The sequence below is a fragment of the Candidatus Spechtbacterales bacterium genome, from assembly GCA_040879145.1.
GTDB lineage: Bacteria > Patescibacteriota > Minisyncoccia > Spechtbacterales > 2-12-FULL-38-22 > JAWVZY01.
The window spans coordinates 58613-71600 of sequence record JBBDKX010000021.1; the positions used below are offsets into that span (position 1 = coordinate 58613).

The window sequence follows — 12988 nt, forward strand, 5'->3', positions numbered from 1 at the left end:
TTTTTTGTAAGTAATCTAAAATATATTATGCTTATAGCACTTTATCTTTCTTCTTTTTACTGGAATACTGGTGCAAAAGAGAACTTATAAGCGTTTGGTAAGGCATGCCTTTTTCCACAGCTATTGCCTTTAACTTTTGAAGGTCGCGCTCAGAAAGGCGAATATTGATGCTCTTGGACTTGCCGAGAGTATTCTTGGCATACTTACCATAGCGCTCCTTTTCTTTTTCAATACCGCGCACACGCTTTAATTCCTCTTTGTCAAAATCTTCCAGTATCTTTTTTTCTTCTTTATTTAATTTAATGTTGTCCATATGTTTTAATTTAAGTTTATGTAATTTTGGGTTGCCTTGCGGCTGGGAATAATGGTCTTTAAAAATATTTTTTCTTCATCTTCAACAAACGGAACCAGATACGCGTAATCCTCTACACCTACAACAAATATTCGCTGCTGAGGATATTTTTCTTTATTATGATGTTCCAAAATATCCAAAAGGCCACCTTCGTTAATAGCCACCAACACCTCCTCAAAACTTATTCTTCTTTCCTTAATAAGTTGTTCGTTTTTCTCCGGGTCCCAGTCAAAATATTTCATATTGCTTTATATACATTGTATATACATTATTTATGAGTGTCAAGTGAAAAATCGGTTTCTGGATTAACTTGTACTTCCTTGTGCGCTACAAGTGATTTTGATATTTGGATGAAGCGCAAGGAAGCGCCGAGCAACGGAACGGAGCTTAGTTACTGCTAAGTGGAGTGAGTAGCGCAGGTACTGACACAGCGGTTCGCCAAATAGGAAATCGCTACTCCTCGCGATGCTTCGGAGTAACCCATCCCCACGGTCACTTGATTTTCCCCGACCCCCTTCTTTTAAAACCTTGCGGTTTCAACATTTTGCGCCTACTGGCGCAAAACTACTTCCACCACGGGGAAAATCGGTTTCTGGCTTACTCCTCTCGAAACTTCGGAGTAACCCAGAAACCCATATACTTACCGAACATTAACCTCGTTTGGGCCTCTATGGCGGGGAAAGCGCCGAATATTATTAAGTGAAAAGGAATTAAGAGCCACTGGAGAACCATAATTACATACTTATGCTTTCCGTATTTTGGAGGACGCGGAGGTAAAAGCAAAATACTCAAATATGCGGACGAGACAAGACCAATCATAGCTATGGTTAAAAGCCAGCGAACAGTAACTAACTGATTATATGACTGTAATGTGCTGTTATACTCATCACCTCCTAAAACAAGGGGCAACCAACCCATTATAAACAATAGTAAGGCATGTGTTGCCCAGGAGTAAAATCCCTCTATTTTATTAAACGCGTGGCGGAAAAACGACCAGAAAGGAATAATATTACCATTATCTCCTGACAACTTAGCGTTTTTGTGCGACTTATAATACCCAAACAGAAGATAAGGAATATTCTCCGCCCCGTAAGCCCACCTGCGCATTTGTTTATATATATTTTTTAAAGTCTTAAAATAGGAACCTGCAACATTGGCGTCCATTGCCACAGGATAATACAGGCTTGTAACCCGGTAATCTCCGCCATATTTTAAAAAGCATTGAAAAAATATCCTAGAATCTTCCGAAACCACATTTGTCTGCCAGAAGCCCACATCTACAAGTGTCTTAAATGGCATAGAATGAGACGAAAAAGTTGTTTGCTTCTCAGGCCGCTCCTGGCTTAAGGTGTGCCAAAAGGTGGTAGAAAACGCGCTTATCCTGCTTAAAGCCGGGGCTTGCCATATGTTATTTATAAACATTGGGATTGGCTGATAGCTTGAGCGATAAGGGTTTTCAATTGTGAGAAAATGATAACTTAAGCAGGAAAAATATCTAGGGTAAACAACGGTATCCACATCAAATGTAGATACAAGAATATTGTCATAAGGAATATTGTGGGTATCTAGTACCTCCTCTTTAACTCTTTTTGCGGCCCATGTTTCATTTGAACCCTTACCTGCAACTTCACCGGGCAAACCCTCCGGATGGCGTGTTACAAAAATCTTATAAAATTTATCACCATATTTTTTCTCAATTCGCGCAGCAACATCTAAAGCATGCTCCCCTGCCCTCTCTTCTGTTGCTAAAACAACTATCATCTTCTCCTTTGGCCAATCTGTATCAAGCAAAGACTCAAACGAGCCATCCACTATTTCAAATGACTCTGTGTACATAGGCAAAATAACAAGATGCCAGATGTCACTCCAGTCACCAACTTTTGCTTTATAGCTTTCCCTGGGTAAATGTTTTAATTTTTCTATCCAGTTTATCTTTTCGTGACGAAGCATTATCTTATAAGCGCTTCTTGTGTGAATAGCCAAATAAACAGATTTTAAAAGCCAAAAGAAAGCAAACGCGATAATAAGCATGCTCATCCACAAGGGCTTCCGCCATGAAAGAAACACAACAAAAATAAAAGTAAACCAAACCAAAAAGCCGGGTATCATCTCAAATGCCCTATATAATCTTCTCTCTTTTTTATCTTTTATGTCGGCGGCACGACCAACAAACAAATGTTTATACGAGTCTTCCATTACAGTGTATTAGTGTACACAATTAAACGCTGTTTTGCAATAAAAAAACCCCGTAAATACGGGGTTCAATTTCTTGCCAAAATTTTAAAACACCATGAAATAGCCTTTTCCTCTGCCTGTATTTCACATGTCCTTTCTTCATAATCTTTGGAGTAATCAATCTTAATTCCCTCGAAACCTTGAAGTGTGTGTGTAAGTTCATGAAACAGCGTCTCAAGAAAATCGCGCTCATCTTTTATGCTTTTAACAAACACAACAATGTCTCCCCAGGCAAAAGCGTTGCCTTCATCTTCTCTAAAGGTATGCGAGGCACGCCCCCACACCTTAGATTTTCTAAAAAGTATGGCAACTCTTCGCTCCTTACACAAAGGAAAGCCCTCTTCTTCAAAAAATTTCTCAATGTATTCAATGAGGCGCTCTTTTGATACGAATTTTTTGGCAAAACCAAAATGTCCCAAAAGAATGTAAGGATGTTCTGATAACTCAAAAAGGTCGGGGTCGTCATGACCTGTCATTACATAATCCGGGGCATCTTTCAAGTTAAACCTCCTTTATTGTATAAAGTAACTGCTTTGTCTATATCACAGAAAAAATTTTATGTCCAATATTAACGCTTTTAAACTACCTGCAAACCAAAATAAAAACCCCCTGCTACCAGGGGGTTAAAAATTAAAGTGCTAATCATCAGAATCTTCAACAGTTTTCTCTTTTTCTGTGTGATTTTTTCCATCATAAGAATGTACTATCACGCGCATATTTCTCATTACAACAACTTCAGATTTTCCATGCTTTGGCTTTACTTCCACCTCTTTTTCATCTAATATCTCTACAGTTTCCAGATGCACGGGCTTGCTCCACATTCTGTAAATGTGCTCAAGAGTTCCCGATTCAAACCTCGGATCAAGCTCAAATCCTGTGAAATGATGCTTCAGGTAAAGCTCGCCTCTGCGTTTGTAATTTCCATCTTCAACAGTAACCAGAGGGCTGTTGTAAAGGCCGTGGAAGTTCTTCAACTGTTGTCTTATAACTTCCGGGCGGTCTTCAACAATGACATCCACATATTCGCCATTCCAGTAAACCTGTTCCCAAATATACAGCTCCTGTTCTCTTATGAACTCGTCTGTAAAAAATTCCTCTATTGCCATCCTGTCGCTATAAGCAGTTCTTATTTCAAAAAGCTTTTCTCTGCCTTTCATAGCTCCCATATCCCAGGTTAAATGCTTACGCGGGTCATTAGAGTCTTCATACTCTATACCGAACTGTCCTTTATTCCATCTATCTTCAACATACCCGTACATGGCAACACCAATCCTGTACCAGTTCATAGATTTTTTGTTTTCCGCTAAGACTGCAGAGTTATACTGGTTGAAAACTCCATGCTCTCTTTCAGTTAAAAGACCTTCTTCAAAAAGTTGTCTGATTATCTTCGTGTGCCAGTAAGTGGCCCAACCTTCGTTAAGAAGTTTTGTTCTCCTTTGTGGAGCAAGATATCTTGCCTGGTGTCTTACAACCTGCAATACGTCGCGCTCCCAGTCGCGCAAGGGCTTTGGAGAGTGGTCTGTAATGTATTTGAGAACATCGTGCGTTGGCACGGGGGGTGTTCGGTATTTCAATCTCTTAAGACGGGAGTTTATACTGATTAATTCTTTATCAGTATAATTTTTCAAGTTAAACTCGGAGCTTAATCCGCCTTTTGCTCTTTCCAGTTTTGCGCGTTCTCTTTCCATAAGATCTTCTCTTACCGCTTCTTCATCAAGATCTTCCGCGAACGGATCAGGATCCTGAATCCACTGAATCGTCATAGCGGCATCTATCATCTGCTCTACGGCATCTACACCGTATATTTTTTCATATTCCTGAAAACGCTTTGCGGCATTGCGCGCTTCACGCGCCATGTCCGCGATTTCACGACCGCGATTTAGATACCTGCTTCCCAGAAAGAAATCAACATGGCCATAAACATGACACAAGATAACAACATTCAACGCAAACGGGTTGGTGTCTACAAGAAAGGCGCGCGGAGTATCAAAATTCCACACAACCTCGTAAGGTATTCCCGCACCCGTATGGTCATAAATTGTCCTCTGTCTCTCAAAGTCGCGTCCGCGACTCCAGTGTGAAAAGTTGGTTGGAAACCCGTAAGCCATGGCTTCTATCATTCTTTTTGGAGGTACAAGTTCAAAAATAATCTCAGTTGTTATAAGCCCGTTTTCTTGTGCTATCTCATGAACTCTTTTTTCTATGGTTTTTAAGCGTTCTATCTCCTCTCTATTCACTTTGACCACCTCTCTCTGTAAAGAAATTCGCGAATAACTGCCCATAACTGTTCTTTTTCTTCTATCTTGCACCCTATGAAAGGATATTCTCCCGAACCAACAATCATGTCTTCACCATCTCCGCCATCAGAACCCACATGGTTAAGAGGCATATTTAGATAAAACTCATTAAAGAGATTGCTCATGCTTTTGAAATATTCATCCACATGAATTTCCGCGTAACCAAACATGTTTATCTTCAACTTCTCTATCATCATCTTGGCGCCCTCAACAGCTTTTTCAGGGTTGAAGTCCCACCCGTCGGAAAATTGAAAAACATAAACATTCCATTGTTTGGTTGGATACTGCGTCTCTATCAGGTCAATGGCCTTTTTATGCGCCTCATAAGCCACAGTACCACCGCTCTCCATGGTGTGAAAAGCGGTGTGTTCATCTACAATCCTCGCGGTTGAGTGGTAAATTATAAAGCGTATTTCCACATTGTCGTAAATCTTGCGCAAAAACTCCGTGAGCCAAAACGCGATAGAACGAGCGAGATACTTCTTTACAGTGGTCATAGACCCCGAAACATCCAGCTCTATAATTATTACAGCATTGGATTCGTGAGTAGTCTGCTCCTCAAGATTGTGAAATCTTAGGTCTTCTTCTTCAAATATGGGGAAGGGATTGATGTCGTCTTCATCCCAATCATCATCTTCTCCGGCTAAAAATTCCGCATCCGACAAGAGCTCTCTTGCCTCATTAAGGTTTCCGTTAGAATCCTCAAGGGCTTTAGCGCAAAGGAATTTATTCTTTCCTGTTTCATCTTCCAGTATGTCCAAAAGCATATAAAAACGCTTGATACCTTCTCTGGCCGTCCTTTTTTTGAAAAGAAGGGCCGGAGGACCGCTCTTTCGCAATCCTGATATCTTAAATCCCATATCAATTTCCAGCTGTTCTACATCCTTCTTTTCAATGTTAGGCAGCCCGAGATCTTCAAGCATCATCTCTATAACTTCTTCGATATCAATCTCTGTTTCAATGAAATCTTCTCCGGGCTCTTCTCCGGCTTCTCCGGGCTCTCCCCCTCCACCGGGAGCGGGTTTGCGACCTATAACATCGCCTTGCTTGCCTTTGCCTTGGCCTATGCCACCTCCACCGGGATTGGCTCCCGAACCACCACCCTCTTCTTTCTTCCTTTTTCCCGGACGCAAGTCCGGAATAACAACACCTCTAATAGGTACTTTAACTTTTCTGCCCTTTTTATCGGTAATTATGTTTTCTTCAGAAATTATGTCGGGAAGTTTTTTGCGAATTATCTCTCTCTGCTTGTCTCTATGGCGCTTAGCGTCTTTTCTGCCGCGCTCACCCTTTGGACTTGAATGCACTATTGGCATTGCACTCCTCCTTTCTTATTGAGTGTCGTGTTAAAAAATAGGCGGGGTTCCCGACGCTCCCAGAAGGAACGCCGGGAAATCCCCGCCATAAGTACATTACTCATTAAGTATCTCAGAAGCGGTTCGCACCGCCTCTTTCGCGCCTGTTCTGCAAAATCCGCGCTCTTTAAGGCCATCATACAGATCTTTTGCTCTCTGCTTGATATCAGCGTCCTCTGGACGATCAGATGCCAAGACAAGTGTAAGAGATGTGCGGGAACGCTCCAAGAGCATTCTTTCCACAGCCCTTCTCAGGGGCTGATAATTGTCGTATCCAAAACCAGGCTGACTGATTCTCTCAAGGATTTCTCCCCTGAAAACATCAGCTTGATTCTTGGGTATAGGAATCTGGTCTTCAACCGCGCGCATGAATTTTTCATCAGGCTCGCTCGGCTTACCCGTTATAGGGTCACGCCTTATGTTGCTTTTATCTCCGCGTACAAATTTCCTCTTGCGCTCTCTATCGTAAGTTATCTCTTCAACATATTTATCAAAGATCTCTTCTGCCTGGTCACGATATGCTCCCAGGTAAGCGCGCTGTACCTCGTTAAGGATAAACTCCTTATAGAGCTCAATAACGCTTCCGCCTTCTTCTGAACTTAAAAGGTCCTGGAAAAACTTAATCTGCTCAGGCTCATAACCCATTCTATGGTTGAACACCTCACGCAGAGAACGAATCGCCTTAAGGGGTGTAAGACACCCATTTTCAGCACCTTCCTCTTTTACAAGTCCGTTGTTTAAAGCGGCAAGAATATCTCGACTGGAAACGCCGAACATTCCTTCCCGTTCAGCTATGTCATCGTTTTTTTGACCCTCTTCAATAAGAGATTCTATGTCAACTGCCTGATTTTCATCATCAACGGCGTCTGTAAAAATCTTTTCGCCGTTATACAGCTGAAGCTTAGTTATAGGATCAACATTCATGTTGCTCTTAACAAGACGTGACAACACCGCGAACGATGCGGCAAGCTTGAAAGTTCCGGGGCAAATATGGCAACTCTGAAGCTGATCCAGGTCGCTTTCGCCCTGAATTAGCTTTTCATAAACCCTGATTTCATCCTGCACTCTGAGCGGATAAGGAAAGGGTACAACATAGATTCTGTCGTGAAGGGCTTCATGAGCCTGATTACTTGAGAACCACTTGTATCCTGTAAGGTTGCAGTGGCCTACTACCACAGTATCCACGGATACATGGCTAAAGTTAGAACCCTGAACCTTAATTTCCTGCTCTTCAGCAACATTGATGAATACCCAGAGAATGCGCTCGTCAATACCTTTTTTGATAAACTCGCGACCTTCAACTATTCCACGGTTTCCTTTTTCTATCTCACCGTTTAAGTGGAAGGAATTTCTGTCTCGATAACCCTTTTTACTGCTTGTAACGCGGAAGTTCTCACGACCGACAAGGTCGCTTACATCCTGGCTTTTTTCATCACTTGGCTCAAAAGAGCCGATACCCTGACTTTCCTGCATAGAAAACGAAAAGGTTTCAACTTTAATCTCCCACCATCTCAAAACTCCGTCTTCATCTGCAAAATCTTCCTTCATCGCGATGCGGCAATGAGGGCAAAGATCTCCCTTGATATCAGAGATACCAAGCTCATCTTCAATAGGCTTATCGAGACCCACTTTTAACGCCTTCTCTTTGTCAAAATGACTTCGGCGCATATACCTGGGGAGCGCATGGAGCGGCTCCTCGTTCATAGGGCAGTTCATAATCCTGTAAACAGGCCTAATGTTGTAACCCTCAAGTGCTCTTTTGATAATATTAGCAAAAGAGCTCTTGCCGGATGCTGTAGGACCCACCAAGAGCAAAATCTGTTTACCTGTAGAAAGGCGATTTGCTCCCGCCTTAAGATATTCAAGCACCTGTTCGGTGGGCTTTTCTACTCCATAAAGAGTATCACTAATAAGTTTGCGCCTAACAGTAGAACCAAGCCACTGCTCATCATAAGGAATTTCCTCAAAACCCGCCTCTTCAAACAACTCCAGAAGCCGGGCCGGAGACACCTGTGAAACCTTCGGATCCTCCCTGACCACATCAAGATACTCACGCAGAGTCATCTCTACGTGGTCTTTCTTTTTGTTGCGCTTAATCTCCGCATCTTTTTGTATAATGGCATCAATATCAAAACTTCTTTCATTTGACATAAAGTCCTCCTTCCTTTCGTTCACCTCTTTAGATTGTTAAGGAACTGAAACTATCCCTATCATAGAAAAGAGAGGGTACTACGTCAATCTTGATAAAATTAAATTGTGTTGTATTATAGGTTGCTTTAAATAGAAGAGGGCACATTTTTAAAATAAAAAAAGACCCCTAAATAGGGGTCTTGGAACTGTTTTTATTCCTCTTCATCAGAATCATCATCATGGTCATATATATCAGAGTCGTCATCTAAATCATCAATGTCGTCATCAGAATTATCATCCGAAGAAGGTTTGGGAATTTTTCTCTTTATTCTTTGCCTTGCTTCGTCTTCAAGTATCATCCGATACACATCTCCAATGTCGCTGAAGAACTCTTTTTCAAGAGATTTTTCATCAACCTCTTTATGTCCTCCGGAAAGGGTATGAAGTTCCATGCCATCCAGACGGGGCATCATCTTGAGTTTAACCTCTTTATCTACAACGGTAACCAATACAACATCACCTGCCATAAAATCTCCAGAATTTATTCTTTTAGCCAACGGAAGGCGCATATATTTATCAATTAACCTTGACATCATTCTGGCTCCCTCTACGGAAGAATCCGCCTCTTCAAGAATAAAATCTTTAAACTCCTGTGTTACATGGACAAATAAAAAGTCTTCGCGAAACTCCTCTCTAACCTCATTTATCTCTTTTTCTACAATATTCTCAAATCCCCGCGCGGATAATTTATGAAACACCACTAAGCCATCATGCCCTATTCTGCTGTAAAGCTCCGGCGGAAGGTTTTTTTCAACCGCTCGCTTTACTGTTTCATATATACGCTGGTCCATATCCTCCACGGAACGCTTATCTTTTTTCAAGGAGTGAAAACCTATGGGTTTTTGGTCTATAAATTTTGATATCTCGCCTGTTCCTATATTGCTTGTAAAAATTATAAGACATCCCCTAAAATCTATAACGCGCGCCCTGTTGCTTCTTAACTGCAGGAAGCCATCATTGAGAATAGTCAAAAACTGCTTTTGCACCTCTTCGTGCATCTTTTCAAACTCATCAACACGCAAAACGGAACGATAAGGCATGGAGGTTTTTGATTCCTCTATATCAAGTAGCTTACGCTCAATAAACATCTCTTTAAGATCTTCCAGGGATTCCCTGTATTCATTGGGTGAGTTTCCGGTATACTCTGACATTTCGCTATTTACCCACTTCTCGCCTATCTCATCCAGAAGATAGTCGTTGCGGTACATATCAAATGTACCCAACTTTTCCAAGGGAGACTTGGTTGCCGCCGAACCGGAACCGCCATGTCCTATATATCCTGCAGGTGCGCCAAGCAACGCGGATATGGTATGGCTCTCTCTAAAGTTTTCACCGGCGATGCTTACAAGAGGACCATCCTCAGCACCTCTTGGTTTTCCAAGCCACGCATAGGCGGCAACTTCTGCAAGATAACTCTTTCCGCTACCGGGAGGTCCCGCGAAAAACAACGGCGATGGGCGCTTTTGTTTTCCTGAGTCTATAAGCGCTATGCGCTGTAAAACTTTTCTTATGGCTCTGTCCTGTTCAAAAACTTCACCGGATATCTTTTCTCGCAGTTTTTCAATATAGGGAGGGTCTCTGTCAGAAAGCTCCACAGTAAAATCCTCAAATCTGGGATTTGGCAAAACAAGGTCGGAGGACATAATTATCTCCTTTCTTTTTTAAGGTTCTATTTTCTGAACTTATCATACTTTCTATAAACCCCATACGTCAACTTGATTTTTTATAAAAACTTGGTAAAATAAATACACGTTACTGGTCCCATCGTCTTAGAGCCCGTTCTTTGCAATCTAAAATCAATTTGACGGAGCGAATTTTCAAATGAATGCTAGGCGTGAGGAGCGAAGCGATGCCAGGAGCATCGTGAGCAACGAACAACAACGCAGGCATTGAAAATTCGCCCGCCGACTCATTTAATTTACATTGCGGTCCCATCGTCTAGTCTGGCCTAGGACGCCAGGTTTTCATCCTGGTAACACGGGTTCGAATCCCGTTGGGACCGCAATGTACGTTAGTAAAAGGAAACAAAATAGTACGCCATCTGCTTCGTTACGCTTTCCTAGAAGTAATATAAATTACTCCTTCGTCACCGCGCCTACCATATGGCGCACTCTTTTGTTTTCAAATTGATTTTAGATTGCAAAGAACGGGCTGAAGCCTAGGACGCCAGGTTTTCATCCTGGTAACACGGGTTCGAATCCCGTTGGGACCGCCATATAAATTACCAAAAGGAAAACGGCTTATTAAGCCGTTTTCCTTTATAGATCAATTAATGAGAGTGCTTGGCATAGAAACATCATGCGATGACACAGCCATCGCCCTGCTTGAAGCCAAAAGAGAACTCCCCTCTCCCGAACTTAAGTTGCTTAAAAATATAGTATCTTCACAGGTAAAAATGCACTCCGAATACGGAGGAGTTGTGCCGGGATTAGCAAAGAGAGAACATCAAAAGAATTTAATTCCGGTGTTGTTTGAAGCACTGGAATTAAATTCCATGAAACATGAAACAGGAAACATGAAACAGGCCCAAAAAATTAAAAACATTGAAAAAATATTAGAAAGATATGATGACCTGCTTGAGGAATTTAAAGAAAAGGTAGTACCGATTGAAAAGCCTGCTGTAGATTTAATCGCTGTAACTCATGGTCCAGGGCTTGAGCCCGCACTGTGGGTGGGAGTTAATTTTGCCCGCGCTTTGTCCGCTTTATGGGATATTCCCATAATTGGAGTGGACCATATGGAAGGCCACATTGCAGTAAATTTACTGCAATGTGGAAATTCAAAATTCAAAATTCAAAATTCGAAATTAGCGAGAGAAATTGAATTTCCTGCAATTTCTCTCGCTGTATCGGGTGGGCATACCCAGCTTATACTTATTAAAAACTGGATGGATTATGAAATTTTAGGCGAAACTCTTGACGATGCGGCGGGTGAAGCATTTGATAAAGTAGCCCGCTTAATTGGGCTTGGATTTCCCGGAGGGCCTGAAATTGAAAAAATCGCAAAAAAGGGAGACCCTAAGGCCTTTGATTTTCCCCGCCCCATAATGAACAGGCCGGATTATAACTTCAGTTTTTCAGGCTTAAAAACTGCAGTTATGTATAAAGTCAAAGAAATGACAGAAAAAGAAATAAAAAGCAGGCAAGCCGATATTGCCGCTTCTTTCCAGCAGGCGGCAATTGATACACTTGTTAAAAAATCTATAAAAGCGGCAAAAGCGCATAATATAAAAACATTTATGCTTGCGGGAGGAGTTGCGGCAAATACAGCGTTGCGCGAACAAATGAAAGAAGCTCTAAAAAAAGAGCTTCCCGAAGCTCAGTTTATGGTTCCCGAAATAAAACTGGCAACAGACAACGGTGCCATGATAGCGGTTGCCGGTTACATGCGCTATAAAGCGGGACAAAAAAGCAACTGGCACACACTTAAAGCAGACAGTTCAAAGTTGATTACAGAGGAATAATTAACTCAATACTATGAGTTAATTATAATAATTAACTCATGCTCATGAGTTAATTATAATAATCGACTCACAGGCATGAGTCGATTATTGTTTAACAAGATTTTCAAATATTTTTTCCAACTTGTCTAAATCTTCCTGTAAATCTCCCAGCTCCGCGTCTTCACTATCAAGCGCTTCAATTATACTGTAAGCGCTTTTTATATTATCCAAAAATTCTTTGTCAGCATTTTCGCTTTGCTCCCCTATTTGCAAATAAACTTCAAGTTGTTTTTTTATCTGTTTTATAAAAAGCCACCGCGCGGGATGTTTTGTAGCCTCGCTTTTTAATTCCTGCAATTTTTCTATATTTTTTTCCAGCATTTCATCCTCTACAGAAGATAAAACCTCACCGGCTCTTTTTCTTTGATATAAAGCGCCGGCTATATTTTCAGCTCTCATTATTTCAGCTGTAGTTTTAAACATATCGCTCGCATTAGGGCCACTCAAAGATACCGCAACAGGTGGAAGATTGGATAGCCCCCCTTTGTACCTGTTTCCGTCTTTATCTTTTATGGCAGATTGAAAATAGTCTACCCGTGCAAAGGTGTCGGCATACGGCTTGCCCGTAGCTGTATTTGTCTCGCCCCTCACAGCTTTTGCAAATCTTTCGGCTTTTTTAGATAGACTGGCAAGACTTTTTCCACTATAAGCATCTATGGCAAGGCCTAATCTTTTTACCTCTTTATCTTCTAAGTCTCCGCCTATGGCGGAAAACTCTACCACCATGTCTATTCCATGGGCTATGTCGTCATATTCTGAAGTATTTACAGCATGTCCGCCCTCTCCAAGCCAGTGCATGTTTTCAATATAATACGCGGCTAAAATTTCAAGCGCCTTTGCTTTTTTTTCAATAATGTCATTATACTCTTCCATCTTAGCGCGTACTTTTTGAACATAACCTGTATCACGCTTTATTTTCTCCTCATCGTAAACATCTAAAAAATCTTCGGGGTTTGGCCGTTTTATCATATCTCCACGCGCAATAATAATATCCAGATATTTTTCAATATCCAAATCTTCACGTTTTTCTTGTTGTGGGAAGGTTTCGGGCATGTTG

At 41.5% G+C, this 12988-nt stretch carries 10 protein-coding genes and 1 tRNA gene; 2 read left to right on the forward strand and 9 right to left on the reverse strand.

Going from position 1 to position 12988, the window contains the following annotated elements; genetic code table 11:
- Positions 1-31: 31 nt before the first annotated feature.
- The 8 genes from WDZ40_02305 to WDZ40_02340 form a co-directional block, all read right to left on the reverse strand.
- Entirely contained in the window at positions 32-313 is a 282-nt protein-coding gene (locus tag WDZ40_02305; protein MEX0877676.1) for a hypothetical protein, read from the reverse strand.
- Between the two features lie 5 nt (positions 314-318).
- Positions 319-594, reverse strand: a complete 276-nt coding sequence (locus tag WDZ40_02310) for a BrnT family toxin (protein ID MEX0877677.1) — start codon at positions 592-594, stop codon at positions 319-321.
- Positions 595-949: 355 nt separating this feature from the next.
- On the reverse strand, positions 950-2548 hold the full coding sequence (locus WDZ40_02315; protein ID MEX0877678.1) for a glycosyltransferase family 2 protein: 1599 nt from the start codon (positions 2546-2548) through the stop codon (positions 950-952).
- Positions 2549-2613: 65 nt separating this feature from the next.
- On the reverse strand, positions 2614-3087 hold the full coding sequence (locus WDZ40_02320; GenBank protein MEX0877679.1) for a DUF3920 family protein: 474 nt from the start codon (positions 3085-3087) through the stop codon (positions 2614-2616).
- Between the two features lie 138 nt (positions 3088-3225).
- Positions 3226-4824 (reverse strand): SpoVR family protein, encoded by a 1599-nt coding sequence (locus tag WDZ40_02325; protein MEX0877680.1) that lies wholly within the window; start codon positions 4822-4824, stop codon positions 3226-3228.
- Positions 4821-6200 carry a DUF444 family protein gene (locus WDZ40_02330; GenBank protein ID MEX0877681.1) on the reverse strand — a complete coding sequence of 460 codons (1380 nt, stop codon included), beginning with the start codon at positions 6198-6200 and terminating at the stop codon, positions 4821-4823. Before WDZ40_02330 ends, WDZ40_02325 begins: the two co-directional genes overlap by 4 nt.
- A 96-nt stretch (positions 6201-6296) precedes the next feature.
- The gene (locus WDZ40_02335) at positions 6297-8390 is read right to left on the reverse strand and encodes a hypothetical protein (GenBank protein ID MEX0877682.1); all 2094 of its coding nucleotides are present in this window, start codon (positions 8388-8390) and stop codon (positions 6297-6299) included.
- Positions 8391-8581: 191 nt separating this feature from the next.
- Positions 8582-10072: an AAA family ATPase gene (locus tag WDZ40_02340; GenBank protein ID MEX0877683.1), complete on the reverse strand. Its 1491-nt coding sequence runs from the start codon at positions 10070-10072 to the stop codon at positions 8582-8584.
- A gap of 284 nt (positions 10073-10356) precedes the next feature.
- Here WDZ40_02340 and WDZ40_02345 point away from each other — a divergent pair.
- Positions 10357-10431 (forward strand) — tRNA-Glu (locus tag WDZ40_02345).
- 201 nt (positions 10432-10632) lie between these two features.
- Positions 10633-11892, forward strand: coding sequence for a tRNA (adenosine(37)-N6)-threonylcarbamoyltransferase complex transferase subunit TsaD (gene tsaD, locus WDZ40_02350; GenBank protein ID MEX0877684.1), 1260 nt, complete (start codon positions 10633-10635; stop codon positions 11890-11892).
- 84 nt (positions 11893-11976) lie between these two features.
- Here the strand turns inward: tsaD and WDZ40_02355 are convergent, their stop codons facing one another.
- The gene (locus WDZ40_02355; GenBank protein ID MEX0877685.1) at positions 11977-12984 is read right to left on the reverse strand and encodes a hypothetical protein; all 1008 of its coding nucleotides are present in this window, start codon (positions 12982-12984) and stop codon (positions 11977-11979) included.
- Positions 12985-12988 lie beyond the last annotated feature (4 nt).